General features: G+C 64.8%; 23 protein-coding genes and 1 tRNA gene. 19 read left to right on the top strand and 5 right to left on the bottom strand.

What is annotated here, in order from left to right:
• Nucleotides 1-173: 173 nt before the first annotated feature.
• Complete coding sequence (locus tag LU493_RS11595) at nucleotides 174-1,100, bottom strand: DMT family transporter (protein WP_275287960.1); 927 nt, start codon at nucleotides 1,098-1,100, stop codon at nucleotides 174-176.
• 94 nt (nucleotides 1,101-1,194) lie between these two features.
• On the opposite strand from LU493_RS11595, the gene LU493_RS11590 reads away from it, so the two are divergent.
• Together LU493_RS11590 and LU493_RS11585 are read left to right on the top strand one after the other, a co-directional pair.
• Nucleotides 1,195-2,115, top strand: coding sequence for a LysR substrate-binding domain-containing protein (locus tag LU493_RS11590; RefSeq protein ID WP_275287959.1), 921 nt, complete (start codon nucleotides 1,195-1,197; stop codon nucleotides 2,113-2,115).
• A gap of 400 nt (nucleotides 2,116-2,515) precedes the next feature.
• The gene (locus LU493_RS11585) at nucleotides 2,516-3,913 is read left to right on the top strand and encodes a sugar porter family MFS transporter (RefSeq protein ID WP_275287958.1); all 1,398 of its coding nucleotides are present in this window, start codon (nucleotides 2,516-2,518) and stop codon (nucleotides 3,911-3,913) included.
• 173 nt (nucleotides 3,914-4,086) lie between these two features.
• Here LU493_RS11585 and LU493_RS11580 read toward each other — a convergent pair.
• Nucleotides 4,087-4,163, bottom strand: a tRNA-Pro gene (locus LU493_RS11580).
• Between the two features lie 95 nt (nucleotides 4,164-4,258).
• A complete protein-coding gene (ispB, locus tag LU493_RS11575; RefSeq protein WP_275287957.1) occupies nucleotides 4,259-5,260 on the bottom strand; it encodes an octaprenyl diphosphate synthase in 1,002 nt (333 codons plus the stop codon).
• Between the two features lie 273 nt (nucleotides 5,261-5,533).
• Here ispB and rplU point away from each other — a divergent pair, with 273 nt between their 5' ends.
• From rplU to LU493_RS11500, 15 genes are all read left to right on the top strand, one after another.
• Nucleotides 5,534-5,845: a 50S ribosomal protein L21 gene (rplU, locus tag LU493_RS11570; protein WP_013331065.1), complete on the top strand. Its 312-nt coding sequence runs from the start codon at nucleotides 5,534-5,536 to the stop codon at nucleotides 5,843-5,845.
• Between the two features lie 34 nt (nucleotides 5,846-5,879).
• Nucleotides 5,880-6,137: a 50S ribosomal protein L27 gene (gene rpmA, locus LU493_RS11565; protein ID WP_141320707.1), complete on the top strand. Its 258-nt coding sequence runs from the start codon at nucleotides 5,880-5,882 to the stop codon at nucleotides 6,135-6,137.
• 170 nt (nucleotides 6,138-6,307) lie between these two features.
• Complete coding sequence (gene cgtA, locus LU493_RS11560; RefSeq protein ID WP_275287956.1) at nucleotides 6,308-7,495, top strand: Obg family GTPase CgtA; 1,188 nt, start codon at nucleotides 6,308-6,310, stop codon at nucleotides 7,493-7,495.
• Between the two features lie 137 nt (nucleotides 7,496-7,632).
• The gene (gene proB, locus LU493_RS11555) at nucleotides 7,633-8,772 is read left to right on the top strand and encodes a glutamate 5-kinase (RefSeq protein WP_275287955.1); all 1,140 of its coding nucleotides are present in this window, start codon (nucleotides 7,633-7,635) and stop codon (nucleotides 8,770-8,772) included.
• Between the two features lie 215 nt (nucleotides 8,773-8,987).
• Nucleotides 8,988-9,254 carry a 30S ribosomal protein S20 gene (gene rpsT / locus LU493_RS11550; RefSeq protein ID WP_275287954.1) on the top strand — a complete coding sequence of 89 codons (267 nt, stop codon included), beginning with the start codon at nucleotides 8,988-8,990 and terminating at the stop codon, nucleotides 9,252-9,254.
• Nucleotides 9,255-9,525: 271 nt separating this feature from the next.
• Entirely contained in the window at nucleotides 9,526-11,049 is a 1,524-nt protein-coding gene (murJ, locus tag LU493_RS11545) for a murein biosynthesis integral membrane protein MurJ (RefSeq protein WP_275288034.1), read from the top strand.
• Nucleotides 11,050-11,132: 83 nt separating this feature from the next.
• Nucleotides 11,133-12,164 carry a bifunctional riboflavin kinase/FAD synthetase gene (ribF, locus tag LU493_RS11540; protein ID WP_275287953.1) on the top strand — a complete coding sequence of 344 codons (1,032 nt, stop codon included), beginning with the start codon at nucleotides 11,133-11,135 and terminating at the stop codon, nucleotides 12,162-12,164.
• Nucleotides 12,165-12,174: 10 nt separating this feature from the next.
• Entirely contained in the window at nucleotides 12,175-15,009 is a 2,835-nt protein-coding gene (gene ileS / locus LU493_RS11535; protein WP_275287952.1) for an isoleucine--tRNA ligase, read from the top strand.
• Nucleotides 15,010-15,019: 10 nt separating this feature from the next.
• Nucleotides 15,020-15,550 (top strand): signal peptidase II, encoded by a 531-nt coding sequence (gene lspA / locus LU493_RS11530; protein WP_275287951.1) that lies wholly within the window; start codon nucleotides 15,020-15,022, stop codon nucleotides 15,548-15,550.
• A gap of 24 nt (nucleotides 15,551-15,574) precedes the next feature.
• The gene (gene fkpB / locus LU493_RS11525) at nucleotides 15,575-16,036 is read left to right on the top strand and encodes an FKBP-type peptidyl-prolyl cis-trans isomerase (protein WP_275287950.1); all 462 of its coding nucleotides are present in this window, start codon (nucleotides 15,575-15,577) and stop codon (nucleotides 16,034-16,036) included.
• Nucleotides 16,037-16,224: 188 nt separating this feature from the next.
• Nucleotides 16,225-17,178, top strand: coding sequence for a 4-hydroxy-3-methylbut-2-enyl diphosphate reductase (gene ispH, locus LU493_RS11520; protein ID WP_275287949.1), 954 nt, complete (start codon nucleotides 16,225-16,227; stop codon nucleotides 17,176-17,178).
• Nucleotides 17,179-17,400: 222 nt separating this feature from the next.
• Nucleotides 17,401-17,784 carry a type IV pilin protein gene (locus LU493_RS11515; RefSeq protein ID WP_275287948.1) on the top strand — a complete coding sequence of 128 codons (384 nt, stop codon included), beginning with the start codon at nucleotides 17,401-17,403 and terminating at the stop codon, nucleotides 17,782-17,784.
• Nucleotides 17,785-17,809: 25 nt separating this feature from the next.
• Nucleotides 17,810-18,211, top strand: a complete 402-nt coding sequence (locus LU493_RS11510; RefSeq protein ID WP_275287947.1) for a prepilin-type N-terminal cleavage/methylation domain-containing protein — start codon at nucleotides 17,810-17,812, stop codon at nucleotides 18,209-18,211.
• Nucleotides 18,208-18,681, top strand: coding sequence for a PilW family protein (locus tag LU493_RS11505; protein ID WP_275287946.1), 474 nt, complete (start codon nucleotides 18,208-18,210; stop codon nucleotides 18,679-18,681). Before LU493_RS11510 ends, LU493_RS11505 begins: the two co-directional genes overlap by 4 nt.
• Nucleotides 18,678-19,736: a pilus assembly PilX family protein gene (locus tag LU493_RS11500; RefSeq protein ID WP_275287945.1), complete on the top strand. Its 1,059-nt coding sequence runs from the start codon at nucleotides 18,678-18,680 to the stop codon at nucleotides 19,734-19,736. Before LU493_RS11505 ends, LU493_RS11500 begins: the two co-directional genes overlap by 4 nt.
• A 4-nt stretch (nucleotides 19,737-19,740) precedes the next feature.
• Here LU493_RS11500 and LU493_RS11495 read toward each other — a convergent pair whose 3' ends face one another.
• Nucleotides 19,741-20,295 (bottom strand): GspH/FimT family pseudopilin, encoded by a 555-nt coding sequence (locus LU493_RS11495; RefSeq protein ID WP_275287944.1) that lies wholly within the window; start codon nucleotides 20,293-20,295, stop codon nucleotides 19,741-19,743.
• A gap of 97 nt (nucleotides 20,296-20,392) precedes the next feature.
• Between LU493_RS11495 and thiO the strand changes: the two genes are divergently transcribed.
• Entirely contained in the window at nucleotides 20,393-21,517 is a 1,125-nt protein-coding gene (gene thiO, locus LU493_RS11490) for a glycine oxidase ThiO (protein WP_275287943.1), read from the top strand.
• A gap of 1 nt (nucleotide 21,518) precedes the next feature.
• Here thiO and LU493_RS11485 read toward each other — a convergent pair whose 3' ends face one another.
• Nucleotides 21,519-21,776 (bottom strand): PP0621 family protein, encoded by a 258-nt coding sequence (locus LU493_RS11485; RefSeq protein WP_275287942.1) that lies wholly within the window; start codon nucleotides 21,774-21,776, stop codon nucleotides 21,519-21,521.
• 110 nt (nucleotides 21,777-21,886) lie between these two features.
• Between LU493_RS11485 and LU493_RS11480 the strand changes: the two genes are divergently transcribed.
• Nucleotides 21,887-23,518 (top strand): NAD+ synthase, encoded by a 1,632-nt coding sequence (locus LU493_RS11480; protein ID WP_275287941.1) that lies wholly within the window; start codon nucleotides 21,887-21,889, stop codon nucleotides 23,516-23,518.
• The last annotated feature ends 116 nt before the right edge of the window (nucleotides 23,519-23,634 follow it).

Raw genomic sequence — 23,634 nt, 5'->3', positions numbered from 1 at the left:
CGCCTGGGTCATCAGTACAAAGGGCCCGGCGCAGGATGTCGGGTCATTTCAATTGGGGCTCAAAAGAGGCCGATCCTCGACCTTTCCTTTTATTCCCTCCCGGGGCAAGTCGCTTCGAATGAGAGTCGCCTGTGCTATCACGCCTTGTCGTGAGAGCCCCTCTTCTTGATCCATCACGGTCGGGGACGACGCCTCAGCACCAGCAGGCCCGATGCGAGGATCAGGCCCATGCCCAGCCAGGTCATTCCGTCGGGGACCTCATGGAACAGCAGGTAGCCCCAGAGGCTGGCAAACAGCAGATAGGTGTAATCGAAGGTGCCGATCAGTGCGGAGGGGGCGATCTGATAGGCCTTCGCCACACCGGTGTTCACGGCCACCATCAACAGAGCGTAGGCGACGATGATGAGGCGTTCATCGCGCCCGATGGGCTGCCAGGGGGCAAACAGGAAGGGCGACTGCTCGGCGAGGGATGAGGTGTCGGTGAAGGCGAGCAGGATGCTGATGCTGCCACCGGCCACCAGGAAGGCCAGGTTCAACCCCAGTGCCAGCGTCAGTGGATGTTCCTGCTGGCAGTAGCGTCTTGTCGCCACCATTGCCAGGGCATACAGCACTGCTGCCAGGAGCGGCAGTAGTGTCGCCGGCGCGAAGGCCTCGCCAGTGGGGCGGAGCACCACCACGACCCCGACGAAGCCACACAGGATGCCGCCCCATATGCTGGGAGAGAGGGATTCTCGGGCGCCCATGGAGGCCAGGATGGCGATGAACAGCGGCGTCGTGTAAATGGCGACGGCCGCCACCGACAGCGGTATCAAGGGCAGGGCCATATAGTAGGCCATCCACATCAGCAACAGCAGCAGGCTCCTGATGCCGACCCAGCGCCATGACGTGAGGGACAGGGGACGTGTTTTTCGCTGGGCGATGATCAGCCCGGCCAGGGTGGGCAACGAGACCGACGAGGCGAGGACATAGAGTTGCCACAGGGTGATGCTTGAGCTTAGATACTTGACCAGAGCGTCGGCCAGGGCGAGCAGGAAGACGGCTCCCACGATCAGGGTCACGCCTCGGGATGTGTTGTCTTCATGCGTATCATCTGCCGTCATCACGGGCTCTCCTGCTGGGATTCGACAAGGAGAGTGCCGATTTCCCGGTCAGGCTCTCAAACGATTTCTCGGCCCTTTCACATAAGGGAGCGTTATGGATTCGCCCACCAGACCTTTGCCCCCGCTCGCGACGCTACGACCTTTCGAGGCCGCTGCGAGACTCGAGAGCTTCACGCGTGCCGCCGCCGAGCTGCACCTGACGCAGGCAGCGATAAGCCGGCAGATACGACTGCTGGAAGAGGATCTGGGGGTGTCGCTCTTCGAGCGACGTCACCGCCGCGTCTTCCTGACCCGCGAAGGGCGCGAGTTCGGCCGGACGGTGTCGCAGGCCCTGGGCAGCATCGCCACCGATGCACGCGCGCTGAGGGGCGATATCGGCGATACGCAGGTGGTGTTGTTCTGCCAGCTGTGCGAAGCCTTCTATTGGCTCATGCCGCGTTTGGATGATTTCAACCGACGTCATCCCGAGCTGGATATCAAGCTGGCGACATCGACGCGTCCGATCACGGAATTCGGCGAGCCCTTTGACGTCGCCCTGCAGACCAGTGGGCGCCCCAGTGGCACCCATCAACTGGCATTGACGGCCGCGGACGAGATCTTTCCCGTCTGTAGTCCCGCCTATCTGGAAGGACCGGCGGGTTCATTGCGTCTCGATGACCTGCCTGGGCATCGGCTGTTGCACTATCGGGTCGAGCCGGCGGACTGGCTGGAATGGCCCGACTGGTTGCGGGCCGTGGGACGTGGCGATCTCGTGCTCGGGGAGGGCGTGGACTTCGACAGCTACCCGCTGCTGCTGCAGGCGTCGGTCGCCGGACAGGGAATCGCCCTGGGCTGGCGACGTACCACGCAACGCCTCATCGACAGTGGCGAACTGGTTCGGCCGGTCGTGGAAAGTCTGCCGCAGCGGGATGCCATCGCCATCTATACCCGTCGAGGAACATCGCGGCGTACCGCGTCCCGGGCGCTGCTGGCGTGGCTGGAAGAACGGCTGGCGGACGACAGGTTCCAGTCGTGAGGCGTCTCGCCCCGGAGGTGTGCGCTGTCTGGCTCGAAGCCGGGCTCAAGAAGGACATCAGGAAGGGCGTGAGTGGCGCCAGCGCCGGGCCTTCTTGACCAGCGTCGACTGGTCGATTCCAAGGGCGGCGGGGAGGCTTGAGCGCCAAGGCATCCAACGAAGCCTTCCCCTTCCCCCGTGCTGCCCGCCTTGGTAGGGCAGGCATGCGAGTATCCGCACGCCCACCTCATACCAAAGTTCGAGACTTTCGAGTCGCACTTTGCGGTCCTGGCTGCTGTAATAGCTTCTTGCTGACACGATTCACCTATCAGTCAGGCCGACATGATGGTCGGCGTCGTTTCGACTGTTGGATGAATCGATTCACTTATTCGTCAACGACCCTTGGAAAAGGACAACGACAATGACGCGTATCGTGCAATGGTCGATCACCGTGGCCCTGGCGGGCTTCCTGTTCGGCTTCGACACCGCGGTAATCTCGGGCGCCGACAAGCCGATCCAGGCCCTCTGGGGGCTCAGTGACCTCCAGCATGGCCTGCTGATCATGTCCATGGCGTTGTGGGGTACCGTGTTGGGTGCCATCTTCGGCAACTGGCCCACCGACAACCTCGGGCGCCGTGCCACCCTGATCATCATCGGGGTGTTCTACCTGGTATCCGCCCTGGGCTCCGCGATGGTCTCGGATCCGGTGCTGTTCGCCATCTTCCGCCTGTTGGGCGGTATCGGCGTGGGGATTTCCTCGGTGGCCGCACCCACCTATATCTCCGAGATCGCTCCGCCGAAGCATCGTGGCCTGCTGGTCGCCATGTATCAGTTCAACATCGTCTTCGGCATCCTGATGGCCTTCATCTCGAACTATCTCATCGGCAGCCTGGTCACCGAGGATGCCTGGCGCTGGATGCTCGGTATCGAGGCGGTACCCGCCCTGATCTACACCTTGATGATCACGCGCGTGCCGCGTAGCCCGCGCTGGCTGATTCTCAAGCGCAACGATGTCGCGGAGGCGACCCGCGTGCTGCGCCTGATCAACCCCGAGGCGGATACCGACGCGGAGATCGCGACGATTCGCGCTGCCGAGGATGAAGAGCGTACCGCGCACGCACGCTTCTTCTCGCGTCGCTATCGCCTGCCGATCCTGCTGGCTTTCCTGATCGCCTTCTTCAATCAGCTCTCCGGCATCAACTTCATCATCTACTATGCGCCCCGCGTACTCGAGGCGGCCGAGCTCGGCAGCCAGGCAGCGCTGTTGTCGACGGCCGGTATCGGGCTGGTCAATCTGGTCTTCACCATGATCGGCATGTCCCTGATCGACCGGTTCGGGCGGCGGACGCTGTTGTTCATCGGTTCAGCCGGCTATCTGCTGTCGCTGGTACTGATCTCGCGAGCCTTCTTCACCGATGCTTTGGGGGGGATCGAGGTACCGCTGCTGCTCGGCCTGTTCATTGCCGCTCATGCCATCAGCCAGGGCGCGGTGATCTGGGTGTTCATCGCCGAGGTCTTCCCCAACCATGTGCGCGCTCGTGGCCAGTCCTTCGGCAGTTCGGTGCATTGGGTCTTCGCGGCCTTGATCACTCTGGTCATGCCCTGGGTGCTGGGGTCCTTCAGCGGCGGCCCGGTTTTCGCCTTCTTTGCCGTCATGATGCTGCTGCAGCTGGTGTTCGTGCTGTTCCTGATGCCGGAAACGCGCAATGTCTCGCTCGAGGAACTGCAGCGGCATCTGGTCGGGGACGACGTCAAACTGCGCCGTGTGCATCTTTCCGGTGCTCGGGCACAGGCGGCAGTCTCCGGTAAGGGAGCATGACGTGAGGTGCCCGCCCCTGGCCTGGTCCTGCCATGGGGCGACCGGCAGTGTGGTATCAGGCTGCGCGGGCGGGCTTTCCGGGTGAACCGCCCGTATGTCGACGGTGTGACATGCGGGCAATAAAAAAACCGCCACCCGGGATGACCCGTAAGTGGCGGTTTTCATGAATCTTGTGGTCGGAGTAGCAGGATTCGAACCTACGACCTCTGCCTCCCGAAGGCAGCGCTCTACCAAGCTGAGCTATACTCCGATGTCGGGCCCGGTGGGCGACAACGGATGCGTATTATACGTAAACGAATATGCTGTGCAAGTCCTTGTGGCCAATGCGGGTCGTCGTGCCGACGCTCAGGTGCGGCGGTCCACCGCGCGGTGCGCGAGTTGCTCCATGCTGTCGCGGTAGGCGGAGGGTGACAGGACCTCGAGCTGGGCCAGGGCCTTGGCCGACATTTCCTCGGCGCGGCGCTGGGTGTAGTCCAGGGCACCGGTGTCGTGGACGATGGCGAGGACTTCGTCGAGTCGCTCGAGACCGCCCTGACGGATGGCCTGGCGCACCACCTTGGCCTGTTCGGGGGTACCGGCGACCATGGCCTGGATCAGCGGCAGGGTGGGCTTGCCCTCGGCCAGGTCATCGCCGACGTTCTTGCCCATGGTGTCGGCGTCGCCCCGGTAGTCGAGCAGGTCGTCGACGAGCTGGAAGGCGAGGCCGAGATAGCGGCCGTAGGCCTGCAGGGCGGCTTCCTGTTCCGGGGTGGCATCGGCGATGATGGCACCGCAGTGGGACGCCGCCTCGAACAGCATGGCGGTCTTGCCCTGGATGGTCTCGAAGTAGGCGGCCTCATCCACATCCGGGTTGCCGACGTTGGTCAGTTGCTGGACCTCGCCCTCGGCGATGGTGCAGGTGGCCGCCGAGAGGACGTCCATGATGCGCATGGAACCGACGCCGACCATCATCTGGAAGGAGCGCGAATAGAGGAAGTCGCCTACCAGCACCGAGGGGGCATTGCCCCAGGCGTCGTTGGCGGTGGCGCGCCCTCGTCGCATGTGCGACTCGTCGACCACGTCGTCATGCAGCAGTGTCGAGGTGTGCATGAATTCGATCAGGGTGGCCAATGCCACGTGCTGGTCGCCCTCGTATCCCAGGGAGCGCGCGGCCAGCAGCACCAGCAGGGGGCGCATGCGCTTGCCGCCGCTATCGACGATATACTGACCGATGGCTTCCACCAGCGGGATGCGCGAGGCGAGCTGGGTCTGGATGGTACGGTTGACGGCGGCAAAGTCTTCGGCCACCACCGCATGGATGGGCGTGTCGGGGGTGGTGAGCTGTGTCGGCGCGGTGGTGGCTGGCATGAAGGCGATATCGATGAGACGAAGTGGGCGGCCAGTGTTCGACCGAATTGTCGGCCATGCTATGGGCCCCCCCGAGGGGCGTCAAGCGTGCCAGTGCCTCCATGGGCCGGCTCATGGCGTCGGCCAGGCCCCCGGCCCTGTTGAATGCGTGTGCATTCGTCGCTATAATCCGCGACCCACTCATCTCGCTCCCTGTCAGATGGTGCCAAGAGGGGTGCCACTCGAAGCAGGTCGACGAAGAGCCAACCCTTGATGAGTCCTGGAGAGAGAAACATGTACGCAGTTATCAAGAGCGGTGGCAAGCAGTACCGCGTTCAGGAAGGCCAGACGCTCAAGCTGGAAAAGCTGGAAGTGCCGACCGGTGACACCATCGAGTTCGACGAGGTGCTGCTGGTGGGCAACGATGACGACGTCACGGTCGGTGCGCCGAACGTCGACGGAGCCAAGGTCTCTGCCGAGGTCGTCTCCCACGGTCGCGGAGAGAAGGTGAAGATCATCAAGTTCCGTCGCCGCAAGCACAGCATGACGCGCAAGGGCCACCGCCAGTGGTTCACCGAAGTCAAGATCACCGGGATCTCCGCGTAAGCGGTCAGTCCCCTGAACGAGCGAGGTATTTGCAATGGCTCACAAGAAGGCAGCGGGTTCCACCCGTAACGGTCGCGACAGCGAATCGAAGCGCCTTGGCGTCAAGCTCTTTGGCGGTCAGGCAGCAGTTCCGGGCAACATCATCGTCCGTCAGCGTGGCACCAAGTTCCACGCCGGTGCGGGCGTCGGTATTGGCAAGGACCACACCCTGTTCGCGCTGGAAGAGGGCCAGGTCAAGTTCGAGACCAAGGGTCCGAAGAACCGCAAGTTCGTGAGCATCGTCTCCGCCTGAGGCGACTCGAACTTCAGGGAGCCGGCCGGTCAGGGTGACAGCGCTTGGCTGGAAGTGTTCGCGCCGCGCACACTTCGCTATCCTGACCAGGTCAGGCTCCTCGCAGGAAGGCCCCGCCATGGCGGGGCCTTCTTGTATCATGGCGACATGAATCGCCGGGAGAATAGGTAATGCAGTTCGTCGACGAAGCTTCGATCATCGTGGAAGCCGGCAAGGGCGGTAATGGGTGCCTGAGCTTCCGCCGCGAAAAGTACGTGCCCAAGGGCGGCCCGGACGGCGGCGATGGTGGCCATGGCGGCAGCGTGCACCTGATCGGTGACGATGCCTTGAATACCCTCATCGATTTCAAGTATCAGCGCTTCTACAAGGCCCAGAATGGCCAGCCGGGGCAGGGGCGGCAGATGAGCGGTCGCGCCGGCGAGGATCTGCATGTCAAGGTGCCGGTGGGGACCACGGTGATCGACGAGGATACGCTCGAGGTGATCGCCGATGTGACCGAGGCCGGCCAGGTGGTGCTCGTCGCTCATGGCGGGCGTCGCGGGCTCGGCAACATCCACTTCAAGTCCTCGACCAACCGGGCGCCGCGCCGCACCACGCCGGGCACCGAAGGCGAGCGTCGCAACCTGCGCTTCGAAATGAAGGTGATGGCGGATGTCGGCCTGCTGGGAATGCCCAATGCCGGCAAGTCGACGCTGATTCGTTCAGTGTCGGCGGCCAAGCCCAAGGTGGCTAATTACCCGTTCACCACCCTGGTGCCCAACCTCGGCGTGGTGAAGCTCGGCCAGCATGAGCACTTCGTGATGGCCGACGTGCCGGGTCTGATCGAGGGGGCGTCGGATGGCGCCGGCCTGGGGCTGCGCTTTCTCAAGCACCTGACGCGCACCCGGCTGCTGCTGCATGTGCTCGATGTCGCGCCCTTCGATGAGACCGACCCGGTCGAGGCCGCCCAGGCCATCGCTCACGAGCTGGGACAGTTCTCCCCGGCGCTCGCCGAGCGTCCGCGCTGGCTGGTGCTCAACAAGCTCGACCTGCTGCCGGAGGAGGAACGCGATGCCGTGGTCGACGACATCATGACGCGTCTGGACTGGCAGGGGCCCGTTTTCCGCCTGTCGGCCATCAGCGGCGAGGGTACCGATGCCCTGGTGCAGGCCGTGCATCGTTGGCTGACCGAGCAACGTCAACTGGAAAACGAGGACGAAGACGCCGCCGAGCACGAGCGCGAGATGCGTCGTCGCATGGAAGACGAAGCAGTGGCGCGTACTGAGGCGCGCCTGGGTCGCAAGCGCAAGCGGGCCGACGAGGATGACGATGACTTCGATGATGATGATTATGATGTCGAAGTCGAGTATGCACCCTGATAGGAGCTCGAAGCTCGAAGCTCGAAGCTCGAAGCTCGAAGCTCGAAGCTCGTAGCTCGCGCCTCGCGTCTCGCAGCTCGGAACTCGTCGCCCGCAGCTCGGGACTCGCAGCTCGTATCTTGAAAACCGAGGAGCCGATGGACGATCTCGAACAGGTACCTGACCGCGAGGCGCTGAAGCGCATGCGGCGTGTGGTGGTGAAGATCGGCAGTGCCCTGTTGACCAACGACGGGCGGGGGCTCGACGAGCCGGCCATCGGTGGTTGGGTCGACGAGATTGCCGAGCTGCGCCGTCGCGGTATCGAGGTGGTGCTGGTGTCGTCCGGTGCCGTGGCGGCGGGCATGGTGCGCCTCGGGTGGCAGACCCGCCCTTCCGAGGTGCACGCCCTCCAGGCCGCCGCTGCGGTAGGGCAGAACGGCCTGACCGAATGTTACGAAGGCCACTTCGCCCGGCATGGGTTGACCACCGCGCAGGTGCTGCTGACCCATGACGACCTCTCCAACCGCAAGCGTTACCTCAATGCCCGCTCCGCGCTGCGCACCCTGGTCGATCTGGGGGTGGTGCCGGTGGTCAACGAGAACGATACCGTTGTCACCGACGAGATCCGTTTCGGTGACAACGATACCCTCGGCGCTCTGGTGGCCAACCTGCTGGAGGCCGATGCTCTGGTCATCCTGACCGACCAGGAGGGGCTCTTCGATGCCGATCCGCGCCACGACCCGAAGGCCCGCTTGATTACCGAGGGACGTGCCGATGATCCCCGGCTGGCCGAAGTGGCCGGTGGGGGTGGCGCCCTGGGGAGGGGGGGCATGTCGACCAAGGTGCGAGCGGCGCGTCTGGCGGCGCGTTCCGGGGCGGTCACGGTGATCGCCAGTGGGCGTCAGCATGACGTGCTGGGCCGACTCGTCGAGGGCGAGCGGCTGGGTACCCTGCTCATGCCCGAGCGTGCCCCCATGGCGGCGCGCAAGCGCTGGCTGGCGGGGCAGCTGCAGGTGCGCGGCAACCTGACCCTGGACGACGGGGCGGTGAAAGTGCTGCGCGACAGCGGCTCCAGCCTGCTGCCGGTGGGGGTGAAAGGCGTGTCGGGTGATTTCGTGCGCGGTGACATGGTGCTGTGTGTCGACGAGCAGGGCCGCCGGGTGGCCAAGGGGCTGGCCAACTATGGGGCCGATGAAGCCCGCTGCCTGCTGGGCCAGCCCAGTCATCGCATCGAGGCGATTCTCGGCTACATGGAGTCGCCGGAATTGATACACCGCGACAATCTGGTGGTTATCTGAGCGACAGGACGCGGCCCCTTGACTAGGCTGGCAAGACGTCGTACGGCGTGATAGGATGCGCCATCCTCTCAGACACGGCCCGTAAGCGACTACGCTGCATTGCGTGGTCGGTCAAATGGCCAGGCCGACGGGGATTTTTTATTTCCCTGTTGGATCAATATGTTATTGAATGCCGCCGAACATGGCGGTAACAACTTTCTCCAAGGAGACAGTCAGTGGCTAACAGCAAGCAAGCCCGCAAGCGCGCCCGTCAGGCAGAAGGCCGTCGTGTCCTGAAAGCCAGCCAGCGCAGCATGGTCCGCACCTATGTCAAGAACGTCATCAAGGCCATCAATGGCGGCGACCACGCCCAGGCGATGGATGCCTTCAAGCAGGCCCAGCCGGTCATCGACCGCATCGCCGACAAGGACGTGCTGTCCAAGAAGAAGGCCGCTCGCCTGAAGAGCCGTCTCAACAAGCGTATCAAGGCCCTGGCAGCGTAAGCACGCCGGATGCCCATGGGGGGTCGCGAACCAGTTCGCGAGTGCCCCATCGAAGAACCGGCTGCGGCCGGTTTTTTTGTGGCCACCCGCCGGGCCGTCGCGGTGCGACGTCGACAACCGCTCCCGGCGGTTTCTTGTGTCCGTTCCCGCTGGCCTGGAAAGGAATCGCACCGTGACCGATCGACAGGAACATCCCGAGCAGACGTCCGATGCCGCGCCGACGGTCGCCGATGAGGCGTCGCGCCAGGTGGCGCCTCGTCGAGGAGGGCTGATGCGCTCGGGCATGGTCGTCAGCAGCATGACCATGCTGTCGCGGGTGATGGGGCTGGCCAGGGACATGGTGATCGCCGCGCTGTTCGGTGCGGGGCAGGGGGCAGATGCCTTCTTTGTCGCCTTCAAGGTGCCCAATTTCCTGCGCCGGTTGTTCGCCGAGGGCGCCTTCAACCAGGCCTTCGTGCCGGTGCTCTCGGAGTATGCCACGCAGCGCACCCGGGACGAGGTGCGCGAGCTGCTCGACGCCGTGGCCGGCAGTCTCGCGGCGGTGCTGGTGCTGATCACCGCTCTGGCCATGCTGGCCGCGCCCTGGCTGGCCTGGGCCTTCGCGCCGGGGTTTGCGCGTGATCCCGAGAAACTGGCACTTACCGCGGACATGCTGCGCCTGACGTTCCCTTATCTGCTGCTGATCTCCCTGACGGCCTTCTCCGGCAGCGTGCTCAACACCTGGGGACGCTTCGCCGTGCCGGCCTTCACGCCGGTGCTGCTCAACCTGTCGTTGATCGGCGCGGCGGTGCTGCTCACGCCCCTGGTGAGCGAGCCCGCGATGGCACTGGCCTGGGGGGTGCTGATTGCCGGGGCGGCTCAACTGGTCTTTCAGGTGCCGTTTCTGGCCCGTCTCGGCGTGCTGCCACGGCCCTGGCCCAGCTTTGCTCACGAGGGGGTACGGCGCATTCTCAAGCTGATGGCGCCGGCGATGTTCGGCGTCTCGGTGGCACAGATCAATCTGCTGCTGGATACCGTGCTGGCCTCGTTGCTGGCGGCCGGCAGCGTTTCCTGGCTGTACTATTCCGACCGACTGGTGGAACTGCCGCTGGGGGTGTTCGGGGTGGCCATCGGCACGGTGATCCTGCCGGCGCTGTCCAAGCGCCACGCCGAGCAGTCTCCCGAGCATTTCGCGCGCATGCTCGATTGGGCGATTCGTGCCGTGCTGTTGCTGGGGCTGCCGGCGGCCCTGGCCCTGGTGGTGCTGGCCGAGCCGCTGTTGATCACCCTGTTCCATTATGGCGCCATGACCGACCATGACATCGACATGGCGGCCATGAGCCTGCGGGCCTATGCGGTGGGCCTGGTAGCCTTCATGCTGATCAAGGTGCTGGCACCGGGATTCTTTGCCCGTCAGGATACGAAGACGCCGGTCACGATCGGCATGATCGCCATGGCCGCCAACATGGTCTTCAACCTGATCCTGATCTGGCCGCTGGCGCATGCGGGGCTCGCGTTGGCCACGGCACTCTCGGCGTTTCTCAATGCCGGCTTGCTGGGGCGCCTGCTGTATCGGCGAGGGGTCCTGGTCTTTCAGGCAGGCTGGGGGCGCTATGCAGTGCAACTGCTCGGAGGTTGCGCGGTGATGGGCCTGACGCTCGCCTGGCTGGCGCCGGATTGGCATCGGTGGCTCGACTGGTCGTTGATGACTCGCGCGGGCTGGATGGCGGTCCTGGTGGTGAGCGGGGCGGCGGTGTATTTCGCCTGGCTGGCCGTCACTGGCGTACGGCTGCGCCACTTCCGAATGAAAAGCTGATGCTTGGGCCATGCCGGCGCGGCTGTCAAGGGGCGCCTGGTCCGTTATAATCGACCACTTTACTTTCTGCGCGAACAACGCCCATGCAAGTGATTCGAGGATTGCACAATCTGCGCGACGAGCATCATGGCTGCGTGGCCACCATCGGCAATTTCGATGGTGTTCATCGCGGCCATCAGGCGATTCTCGATCAATTGCTCGAACGCGCGCGTTCGTTATCGCTGCCGGTCACGGTGGTGGTCTTCGAGCCTCAGCCCAGGGAGTTCTTCGCCGGGGACCAGGCGCCGCCCCGCTTGACGCGGCTGCGTGACAAGGTGCGGCTGCTGGCCGAGCTCGGCGCCGATCGGGTGCTGTGCCTGCCCTTCAACGATGCCCTGCGCAGTCTGACGGCTCGGTCATTCATCGAGCGGGTACTGGTACAGGGACTGGGCGTGCGCCATCTGGTGGTGGGCGACGATTTTCGCTTCGGCTGCGACCGGCGCGGTGACTTCGAACTGTTGCAGGCGGTCGGCACCGGCTCGGGCTTCGATGTCGAGCATACCCGGACCTTCCTGCTGGATGGCGAACGTGTTTCCAGCACCCGTGTGCGCACCATGCTGGCATGTGGCAATTTCGATCAGGCCGCTCGCATGCTGGGACGACCTTACCGACTCGGCGGCCGGGTGGTGCGCGATCGCCAGCTCGGGCGAACCATCGGCGTGCCCACGGCCAATTTGCCGCAGCCACCCCACCCGCTGGCCCTGCAGGGCGTGTATGCCGTCAAGGCCGAATTGCCGGGAGGGCACCATGCCGAGGGGGTCGCCAATATCGGCTGGCGCCCCACGGTGGGGAGTCTTCGCCCGGTGCTCGAGGTCCATCTTTTCGACTTCGATGAGGACCTGTACGGCCAGCGATTGACGGTACTGCCCTGCGCCAAGCTGCGTGGCGAAATGAAATTCGATGGCCTCGAGGCCCTCAAGGCCCAGATCGGTGCCGACCAGGCCCGTGCGCGACGCTTCTTCGCCGAGACGGCGGCGACCGGAGATTCCCTACCTCTGGCATCGGCGCCGCTGGCGCGCGAGGCCGTGTTTTCCGACTCCTCGGCGGGGCTGCCCGCCGACCATGATGACGGCTGACCCCCAGGATATGAGCGACTACAAGCACACTCTGAATCTGCCACAAACCGAATTCCCGATGCGCGGCATGCTGCCCAAGCGCGAGCCCGCCCGGGTGGCCCAGTGGCAGGCGATGGATCTCTACCATCGCCTGCGCGAGGCGCGTCAGGGGCGCGAGTCCTTCGTGCTGCACGATGGCCCTCCCTATGCCAATGGCAGCATTCACATCGGTCATGCGCTCAACAAGATCCTCAAGGACATCATCGTCAAGTCCCGGAACCTGGCGGGCTTCGATGCCCCCTATGTGCCGGGCTGGGACTGTCATGGCCTGCCCATCGAACACAAGGTCGAGACGACCCATGGCAAGCACCTGGAGCCGGCTCAGGCCCGGGCGTTGTGCCGTGAGTATGCCGCCGAGCAGATCGAGGGGCAGCGCAAGAGCTTCATTCGCCTGGGGGTGATCGGCGACTGGGAGCGTCCTTATCGCACCATGGACTTTGCCAACGAGGCCGGCGAGATCCGTGCCCTGGCCGACCTGGTCGAGGGGGGCTACGTCTTCAAGGGACTCAAGCCGGTGAACTGGTGCTTCGATTGCGGCTCGGCCCTGGCCGAGGCGGAAGTGGAGTATGCCGACAAGCAGTCCGATGCCATCGACGTGGCGTTCCCCTGCGCCGAGGACGGCAAGCTGGCCGCCGCCTTCGGGTTGACCGAGCTGCCCAAGCCCGCCGCCGTGGTGATCTGGACGACCACACCCTGGACTATCCCTGCCAACCAGGCGCTCAACGTGCATCCCGAGTTCACCTATGCCCTGGTCGACGTGGGTGACCGGCTGTTGCTGCTGGCCGAGGAACTGGTGGAAAGCTGCCTGGAACGCTTCGGGCTCGAGGGCAACATCATCGCCACCGCTGCCGGCGAGCGGCTGGAGTTGATCGAGTTCGCGCACCCCTTCTACGAACGCCGTGCGCCGGTGTTCCTGGCGGATTACGTGGAGGTCGAGGAAGGCAGTACCGGTATCGTCCACTCGGCGCCGGTGCACGGGGTCGACGACTTCGAGTCGTGCCGCCGCTACGGCATCGAATTCGACGACTTCATCAGTGTCGTCAAGGGCGATGGCGTCTATGTGGACGACCTGCCCTTCTTTGGCGGGCAGTCGATCTGGAAGGCCAACCTCCAGATCGTCGCCAAGCTCGACGAGGTCGATGCCTTGCTGGCCCACCACTCGATCACGCATAGCTACATGCACTGCTGGCGCCACAAGACGCCGGTGATCTACCGGGCCACCGCCCAGTGGTTCGTGGGCATGGACGTGACCGGCGGCGATGGCCGTAGCCTGCGCGACAAGGCGCTGGCCGGCATCGAGGCGACGACCTTCACGCCCGCCTGGGGCAAGGCGCGCCTGCACTCGATGATCGCCAACCGCCCGGACTGGTGCATCTCGCGCCAGCGCAACTGGGGGGTGCCGATTCCCTTCTTCCTGCACCAGCAGACCGGCGAACTGCACCCACGCACCGTCGAGCTGATGGAGGAGGTCGCCAAGCGCGTCGAACGCGAGGGCATCGATGCCTGGTTCCGCCTGGAGGCGGCCGAGCTGCTGGGCGATGAGGCCAGCGAGTACGAGAAGGTCACCGATACTCTGGACGTGTGGTTCGATTCCGGTACCACGCATCGCCATGTGATGCGCGGCTCGCACCCGATGGGACACGACCAGGGACCGCGTGCCGACCTGTATCTCGAGGGCTCGGATCAGCACCGCGGGTGGTTCCATTCCTCGCTGCTCACCGGCTCGGCGATCGATGGCCATCCGCCGTACCGCCAGTTGCTCACCCACGGCTTTACCGTGGACGAGAAGGGGCACAAGCAGTCTAAGTCGAAGGGCAACGTGGTCGATCCCCAGGACGTGATGGACCAGTACGGCGCCGACATCCTGAGGCTGTGGGTCGCCTCGACCGATTATTCCGGCGAGATGGCGGTGTCCGACCAGATCCTCAAGCGCACCGCCGATGTCTATCGACGCATCCGCAATACCTCGCGCTTCCTGCTGGCCAACCTCAACGGCTTCGACCCCGAGCGCGATGCCCTGGCCTTCGATGACATGCTGGCCCTGGACCGCTGGGTGGTGGATCGTGCCGGCCAGTTGCAGGCGCGTATCCAGCAGGCATACGAGGAGTACCGCTTCCTCGATGTCTATCAGCAGGTGCATGGCTTCTGTGCCCGGGAGCTGGGCGGCTTCTACCTGGACGTGATCAAGGATCGCCAGTACACCACCCAGGTGGATTCGGTGGCCCGTCGCAGTGCCCAGACCGCGCTGTATCATGTCGTCCAGGCGCTTGTTCGCTGGATCGCGCCGATCCTCAGTTTCACCGCCGAGGAGATTCACGAGCATATCCCCGGCGCGCGTGGCGAGAGCATCCTGCTCGAGGAGTACTATGATGGCCTGGGCGCCTTGAGCGACGAGGCCGAGCTGGGACGCGAATTCTGGGAGCGGGTGCTCAACGTCAAGCAGGCCGTCAACAAGTGCCTGGAAGACGCCCGCAACGCCAAGGTCATCAAGGGCAACCTGGCCGCCGAAGTGACGCTCTACGTGAATGACGAATTGCGCGAGACCCTGAGCCGTCTCGGCGACGAGCTGCGCTTCGTGATGCTGACCAGCGAAGTGCACCTGGCGTCGCTGGCGGATGGCGGCGATGCCGAGGCGACCGAGCTCGAAGGGCTCAAGGTGGCCGTCGCGGCCAGCGAATACCGCAAGTGCGAGCGCTGCTGGCACCACCGCGAGGATGTCGGTCAGCATGCCGGTCACGAGGACCTGTGCGGTCGTTGCATCAGCAACCTGCCGGACGGTCCCGGCGAGACTCGTCACTATGCGTGAGGTGGGCAGCATGCCCGAACATGACACCAGGCAGGGCGCCGAGGTGGCGCCCATGCGGCAGCCGTTGCGCTGGCTGTGGCTCGCCGCGGCGATCATCGTCGTCGATCTGGGCACCAAGGCGCTGGCCTCCAGCCTGCTGGAGTACGCCAGGCCGCTCGAGGTGCTGCCGTTCTTCAACCTGACGCTGTTGCACAATACCGGCGCGGCGTTCAGCTTCCTGGCCGGTCACCCCGGCTGGCAGCGCTGGTTCTTCGCGGCCATCGCCGTGGCGGCGACGGTGGGGCTGACCATCTGGATGCGGCGTCTGCGCGCCGACGAGAAGATGCTCGGCGCCTCGCTCGCCCTGGTCATCGGCGGGGCCTTGGGCAACCTGTACGACCGACTGGTACATGGCTATGTGGTGGACTTCCTGTCCTTCCATCTCGCCGGCTGGTATTACCCGGCCTTCAATGTGGCAGACATCGGCATCACCCTGGGCGCCATCGGGCTGATCGTCGAGTCGCTGTTCGGCGAACGTCGCCGAGCCCGTCGACGGCGCTGAGACACCATCTTCGAGAGAGCATCCATGAGCGATCAACAAGCGAACGGCCATCGCATCGACGAGGGCATGCAGGTGACCCTGCATTTCACCCTCAAGCTGGAGGATGGCACCGTGGTCGATTCCACCCGGGACAAGCAGCCGGCCACCTTCCAGGTCGGCGACGGCAATCTGCCGCCCGGTTTCGAGCACCCCATCAAGGGGCTCGCTGCCGGCGAGAATGGCAGCTACGAGATTTCCCCCGAGCACGCCTTCGGCCAGCACAACCCCCAGAACGTGCAGATGATCGCCCGGGATGATTTCAGTGACGAGACGCCCGAAACGGGCATGGTGATGTCCTTTGCCGATGTCGGCGGAGGCGAGTTGCCGGGGGTCATCAAGGAGGTCGGCGAAAAGCAGGTCGAGGTGGATTTCAATCACCCCCTGGCCGGGCGTACCCTGACCTTCGAGGTGGAGGTGATCGATGTGAAGCCGGCCACCACCCACTAGAGAAAACCCTGATTTCCTGCTGCGCTCGATATCCTGGCCGCCGGCGGTGCTCGTCATCCTCATGTAGCAGGCTACACTCCGGTGACTGCGCTCCGGCGGTGACCAGCCTATCTTCGCTCGCTACGGAACTCAGCGTTTTCTAGTTCAAACAAGCTCGAGAGGTGCTCAAGCACCGAGGCTAGGCAACCATGCAAATCAAGCTGGCCAATCCCCGCGGTTTCTGCGCCGGTGTCGATCGTGCCATCGAGATCGTCAATCGGGCACTGGATGTGTTCGGCCCGCCGATCTACGTGCGCCACGAGGTGGTGCACAACCGTTTCGTGGTCGACAGCCTGCGCGAGCGGGGCGCGATCTTCGTCGAGGAACTGCATGAGGTGCCCGACGACGTGATCGTCATCTTCTCGGCGCACGGCGTCTCCCGTGCCGTGCAGCAGGAGGCCGAGCGTCGTGGCCTGCGGGTCTTCGATGCGACCTGCCCGCTGGTCACCAAGGTGCACATGGAAGTGCTGCGCTATGCCCGGCGCGGCCAGGAGTGCGTCCTCATCGGCCACCAGGGCCATCCCGAGGTGGAAGGTACCATGGGGCGTTATGACACCTCCCGGGGAGGCCGGATCTACCTGGTGGAGGACGAGAAGGACGTGGCGCGCCTCGAGGTGCAGGATCCGAGCCAGTTGGCCTTCGTCACCCAGACGACCCTGTCGATGGACGACACCGCCCGGGTGATCGATGCCCTGCGCGACAAGTTCCCGGAGATCCAGGGGCCGCGCAAGGATGACATCTGCTACGCCACTCAGAATCGTCAGGATGCCGTCCGGGAGCTGGCGGCCGGGAGCGATCTGCTGCTGGTGGTGGGCAGCCCCAACAGTTCGAACTCCAATCGTCTGCGCGAGCTTTCCGAGCGGGTCGGCACGCCGGCCTATCTGATCGACAATGCCGAGCAGATCGATGCCACCTGGCTGGAAAACGTCGAGACGGTGGGGGTGACCGCCGGTGCCAGTGCGCCGGAGGTGCTGGTCCAGGGGGTGATCGAGCGATTGCGTGTCCTGGGGGCCGAGGTGCCGGAAGAGCTCGATGGACGTGCCGAGACGATTACCTTCTCCATGCCCGCCGAGCTTCGCGAGCGGGTGATCGCCAGCGAATAGCGCATTCGGTCGAGTACCAGTATCGATTCGTGAAGCCGGGCCTCGTCGCCCGGCTTTTTCGTGCCATGTGGCTCCGAGCGAGATCTCTAGGGAGCAAGCCGGCGTTGATAATGCGTCGGTGGAGTGTTCTCGGGGCGCTACCGGATGTCGGTGCCCTGGTCCATATTGGGGGCAGGACATCACGCCGAGGCAAGGGACATGTGCCACTCGCAGGCGCGGAAAATGCGCCGCCCCGAGGTCTGTCGCGGACAGGCCGGTTTCACGCTACTCGAATCGATGATCGTGGTGGCGATCATCGCCATCCTCGCCGGGATCGCCTATCCGCGCTATCGGGATGCCCTGGGCGAAGCGCGAGTCGCCGATGGCCGGGCGGCGCTCATGACGCTGGCGGGACGCCTGGAGCGCTGTCGCACCCGTACGCATTCCTATGACACCTGCACAGACCTGCCGAGACGCTCGGAGGCCGGGCATTATCGTCTTGCCGTCACCCTGTCGCCGACCGATTATCGACTGACGGCCACGCATGAGGGCGAGGCCGTCGGGACGGCGTGTCGCATTCTGACGCTCGACTCGACGGGGCGGGCGATGCCGGAGGCGTGCTGGTAGGCCGGCGCGTAATGAGTCGATGAGCATGACGATGGCGCGATCCCAGCAAGCCTTCACCCTGCTGGAAGCCCTGGTGGCGCTGCTGGTGCTTTCGTTGGGGCTGCTGGGGATGGCCACGGTGCAGCTCGAGTCCCTGCGAGGCGCGCATGTCGGCTATCAACGCAGCCTGGCCTCGCTGGCGGCGCAGGATGCCGTCGAGTTGCTGTGGTCGCGCCTCGAGGCCGGTCATTGTCCTGGCCTGGGCGCCGAGGAGGCGGACTGGGAGGCCAGATGGCGTGCCCGGATTCCCGGCCTGGAGGGCCGTGTCGCGTCGGGGGGCGAAGCCTGTCGCTATGTGGTGACCCTGGAATGGCCGGCGTCGCGCCTGGCGGATGAGGGCGAGACATCCTTCGTCTACACCACTCGACTACCCGGTGAATCCCCATGATCGCGGGACGCACCATCGAGCGCGGGGTGTCGCTGGTCGAGCTGCTGGTGGCACTGGCGATCGGCATGCTCGTCCTGCTGGGCGCGGGGCGCCTGTATCTGGGCGGGGTCGAGAACCTGATCCGAGTGGACGACCTGGGCGAGCGCCAGGAAGCCGTGTCTCTCGGGGCGCTTTTCCTGTTGCGCGATATTCGACGCGGAGGCGTCGAGCCGGGGCGTTACACCCTGGTCGAGGCCGCCAGTGGCGAGGGTTGTGCCCTCCACGACAGCGTGGCGGGGGAGCCGCTGGTGGATGGCCTGGCGGCGACGGCCGGGAGCTGCGCGGCGAGCGAACCGTTACGGGGGGACGTGGGCGGACGGAGCGGATTGTATCGGATCACCTTGCGGGCGCTGGAAGTATCGGAGCCCCTGGTGCTTCATGCCATGGATCGCGAGGCGGCGGTAAGGCGTGCCGGGGCGCCTGCACCATGAAAATCGGTGTCATGCGAGAGGAGGCCGTGCGGCAGGCAGGGATGGCCTTGCCGATCGTTCTGGTGCTGCTCGCCATGGCGGTGATGCTGGGCGTGGCCGGGCTGCGCTCGTCGCTGACCGCGGAACGCCTGGCGGGTAATCTCAAGGCATCGGTTCAAGCCGGGATGGCGGCGGAAGCCGCTGCTTCCACGGGGTGGGCGGCCTTGGATGGACCCGATGACATCACCGTCGAGCAGTCGCGCGGGGCGCTCGAGGCGATGACCTGGAGCGAGTTCATCGATCCTTCTCGCTTCCAGGGCGAGACGGTCGTGCTCGATGATTGTGCGGCACCTCTGCGTTGTGCCTATCGCTATGTCGAGGAGGGCGCTCGGCATCGCCTCATCGTGGCCATGGGTGTGGTGATGGAAGGCGACGAGCGTGTGCTGGCTTCGAGTGAACCGGTATTGGTCGCGGTCGTCTTCTCGCGCCTCGCCGAACTGTTTTCCCGCTATGCCCTGCTGGCCGACGGCGAGGTCCTGACCGGGGAGGAGGCCGCGACCGAAGGCCGAGTGCATGCCAATGCACCCCGCGATGAAGCGGATCGCGTCGCCATGCCCGAGGTCGATGTCTCGCCACCGGAAGCGGCCGAGACGCTGACGCTGGAAACCGATGAAAATGGCCAGCCGTATTGCCGCTTCGAAGCGAGCGGCGATCTCGCCGGGCGCGTCTATCATTGTGCGGGACGTCTGGAAATCGGGGAGGCGGCTCGCTTTCACAACGCGACCCTCATCGCCCGGGATGATGTCCACCTGTACGGCGAGGCTGGACAAGAGGCAACGGTCGACGTGGCCGTGCTGTCGGGCGGCGATATCGACATCGAAACGCCGGGGACGCTTCGGGGCTGGTTCATGTCGGCGGGCGATACGGATCTGGCAGTCGGCGTGACGCTGGAGGGGGCCATCCTTGCGCACGGCAACATTCACCAGCCGAGCGGGACGGTCGTTCGCCACCTTCGCGGCGATCCGGTGCTACCTCATGCGCCCAGGGAGAAACGCCTGTTGAGTTGGGGACTGTGAGTCGCTAGCAGATTGATGGCGTGTCATCGATGACTCGAACTCTTCCGAAGTTGCTGACGATCACCGAGGCACCCTCGCCGCGTCGGCCACAGAGGCGAAAGGTGCCATTGTGTCCCGTGGCGCGTCCCGTAGGCTGGTAGCGCACGGGGCGATGATCGAGTCGATAGGTGATGGCCGCCACCTGGCCTTCGCCGCGCCGTCCGAGAAGGGTACGTTGGTTCGGTGGCTGATCGATCTCGTTCTGGAGAATGCTCAATGGCGCGGTCCAGTCGCCGATGCAGCGCCGGCCTTCCTGGCTGGGGCAGACGGTGATGACCGTGCGCCGTGCGATGGCGGTATTACGGGCCGTCGCCAGGGCATCCTTGAGCCGCATGACGTCCGTGGCCACTTCGTTGCGAGCCATGACGCCATCGAGTCCGGGCACGGCCCAGGCGATGACGAATGTCAGAATGCCCATCACCACACACAGTTCGAGAAGCGTCAGTCCGGCCTGACGCGGCTTTGCCAGTCGATTCGGTGTGCCGGTATGGTAAGTCTCCGTGATGCGGTCCGGTCGCATGCGATCTCCCGCCGAGTGCTTCCCCGAGCCAGGCCGTGGGTGCTATCAAGTTAGCCGGATGTCGCGTCCTTTCCGTAAGCGAACTCGGACAAGTCTCGTGAGTGATTTTCTTGTTGTCGGCGGTGGCGTCATCGGCATGATGACGACCCTGCAACTGGCCGATGCCGGTCATTCGGTCACCCTCGTCGAACGTGGCCAGTGCGGCCGCGAGGCCTCCTGGGCCGGCGGCGGCATCGTGTCGCCCCTCTATCCATGGCGCTACAGCGCGCCAATCTCCCGCCTCTCCGCCTGGTCGGAGGGGCGTTATCCGGAACTCTCGCTGCGTTTGCTGGAAGAGACGGGGGTGGACCCCGAGTATCGCCAGAAGGGCCTGCTGTACCTGCGTGTCGACGACGAGCCGGCCGCCATGGCCTGGGCGCGGGAGGTCGGCAAGCCGCTCGAGCGGGTCTCCGGGGGCTTCCTGTACGGCAAGGAGCCCGAAGCGGCACCCGGTTGCGAGGAGGCGCTGTGGATGCCGACCCTCGGCAGCATTCGCAACCCGCGCCTGGCTCGGGCGCTGCGCACACGCCTGGACGACATGCCGCGGGTCACGCTGTGCGAGCATTGCGAGGTAACGGGGTTGCGCGAGCAGGGCGGGCGCATCGTCGCGGTCGAGACGACAGCCGGGGAACTGCAGGGCGACCATATCGTGGTGTGTGGCGGTGCCTGGGCCGCGTCGGTGCTGGCGACGGTCGGGGTTGATCTGCCGGTACGGCCGGTGAAGGGCCAGATGATCCTGTTCAAGGCGTCGCCCGGGCTGGTGCGGCGCGTGGTGCTGATGGACGGTCGCTATGTCATCCCTCGGGCCGATGGCCAGGTACTGGCTGGTTCGACACTGGAAGAGGCGGGGTTCGACAAGTCGCTTTCCGAATCGGCGAAGGCGTCGTTATGGTCCTCGGCGACACGCATCGTGCCGGCGCTCGCCGACTGTGAGGTAGCGCATCATTGGGCAGGGTTGCGTCCGGGGTCACCGGATGGCGTGCCGTTCATCGGCGCCGTGCCGGGCATTGCCAACCTGCACGTGAATGCGGGCCATTATCGCAACGGGCTGGTATTGGCGCCGGCCTCGACGCACCTGCTGGTCGATGAACTGCTGGGGCGCGAGCCCATCGTGGATCCGGCACCCTATCGATTGGACGGCGGTCGGCTGGAAGACAACCAGAGGGGGCCTTCCAGAGGCTGAATCAGTCGCCCGAGGTATCCTCGGCGAGAAACTTGTCGCGGTGGTCCGGGGAGCAGAACCATTCGCCCTTTTCGCGCAGGGCATCGTTTTCCGGCAGGTGTACCTTGCACCAGGCGCAGCGCACCATCGGATTGGCCGGTGATGCGTCCTGCTCGTCGGCGTCCCGGTCGCGCTTCCACTGACGGTACATGCGATATAGCTTGAGGCCGGCGAAGAACAGCACGGCGAAAATGATCAGACGGATCAGCAAGAGGTTCATCCTTTGGGCGGCTCCCTGAGTGAGGGCTTTCGGGGCGGTCGTCTTTGCGAGTCGGCCGCCCTTGCGGGACAATGTCGGTATCGATGGATTCTCGAGAGATTTCTACGCCCATGCAAGACCTGACGTTGGTGATGGCCCAGTTGGACCCGCTGGTGGGGGATATCCCCGGCAATACCGAACGGGCCATCGAGACAGTACGCGAGGCACGCATCGAGCATGGTGCCGATATCGTGGTGCTGCCCGAACTCTTTCTGACCGGCTATCCCCCCGAGGATCTGCTGTTGCGCCCCTCTCTGGAGACACGGCTGCGTCATGCACGGGCGCGAATGGCCGAGAAGATGGCGCGTGACGTGATGGTGATCGTCGGCTATCCGGGACGTCGCGAAGGGCGCAACTGGAACCTGGCCGGTGTGCTCTACGATGGTGAGTGGATCGGCGAGTACGCCAAGCAGGCGCTGCCCAACTACGAAGTGTTCGATGAGCAACGCTACTTCGCGGTGGGCGATGCGCCCCTGGTGATCGAACACAAGGGCGCCAGGCTCGGTGTACTGATCTGCGAGGACATCTGGGAAGAGGCTCCCGTCCAGAAGGCGCGTGAGGCCGGTGCGGAGATTCTGGTGACCCTCAATGCGTCGCCTTTCCACCAGGACAAGCCCTCCGAACGCCTGGCCCTGCTCGAGAAGCGGGCTCGGGAAGTCGGCCTGCCGGTCGTCTATGTCAACCAGATCGGTGGCCAGGATGAACTGGTGTTCGATGGTGGCTCGGCCTGTGTCGGCGCCGATGGCGAACTGCGCGTGCAGGCACCGCACTGGGCGGTCGGCTTGATGCCGGTGCAGTTCGTGCGCGAGCAGGGCACTTGGGTGCCGAGTGCCGGGGAGGTCGACGAAGAGGTCAGTGCCGAGGAGAACCTCTATTGCGCGCTGGTCACCGGGTTGCGCGACTACGTCAACAAGAGCGGTTTCAAGGGCGTGGTGCTGGGGCTTTCCGGCGGTATCGATTCGGCCCTTTCCCTGGCCATCGCGGTGGATGCCCTGGGGCCTCAGCGGGTCCATGCGGTGATGATGCCCTACCACTACACCGCCGATATCTCGAAGGAAGACGCCGCCGAGCAGGCGCGCATGCTGAGTGTCGAGTATGAGGTGCTGCCCATCGAGTCGATGGTGGAAACCTTCATGGAGACACTGGCCGACAGCTTCGCCGGTACCGAACGGGATACCACCGAGGAGAACCTGCAGTCACGCTGTCGCGGCGTGCTGCTGATGGCGCTCTCCAACAAGAAGGGTCTCATGGTCCTGTCGACCGGCAACAAGAGCGAGATGGCGGTGGGCTATGCCACCCTCTATGGCGACATGGTGGGTGGCTACAACGCCATCAAGGACGTCTACAAGACCTGGGTCTATCGACTGGCTCGCTGGCGCAACACCCAGGAGCCGGCGATTCCCGAGCGCGTCATCGAGCGGCCGCCTTCCGCCGAGCTGGCCCCGGATCAGCAGGATTCCGACTCCTTGCCCGACTACGACACCCTGGACGCTATCCTGGTGCGTTACATCGAGGGTGACATGAGTGCCGAGGCCATCATCGACGCCGGATTCGACCATGACGATGTCTACAAGGTGGTGCGCCTGGTCGACCGCTGCGAGTACAAGCGCCGTCAGGCGCCGGTGGGTGTCCGCGTGACTCGCCGTGGCTTTGGCCGCGACCGGCGCTATCCCATCGTCAACGGCTGGCAGCCGGGGGAATGAGGCCGGAAACTTGAAGAACGCGGCTTCGCCCGGAGCTATAAGTCGTAAGCTTGAAGCTGGAAGAAAACTCGACCGGACTTCGTCCGGAGCCTGAAGTCATAAGCTTGAAGCTGGAA

Origin of the sequence: Halomonas elongata (genome assembly GCF_029081005.1) — a bacterium.
GTDB classification, from domain to species: Bacteria; Pseudomonadota; Gammaproteobacteria; order Pseudomonadales; family Halomonadaceae; genus Halomonas; species Halomonas elongata_B.
Note: the sequence above shows the minus strand (reverse complement) of the source record. Positions and strands in the feature narration are given on the sequence as shown.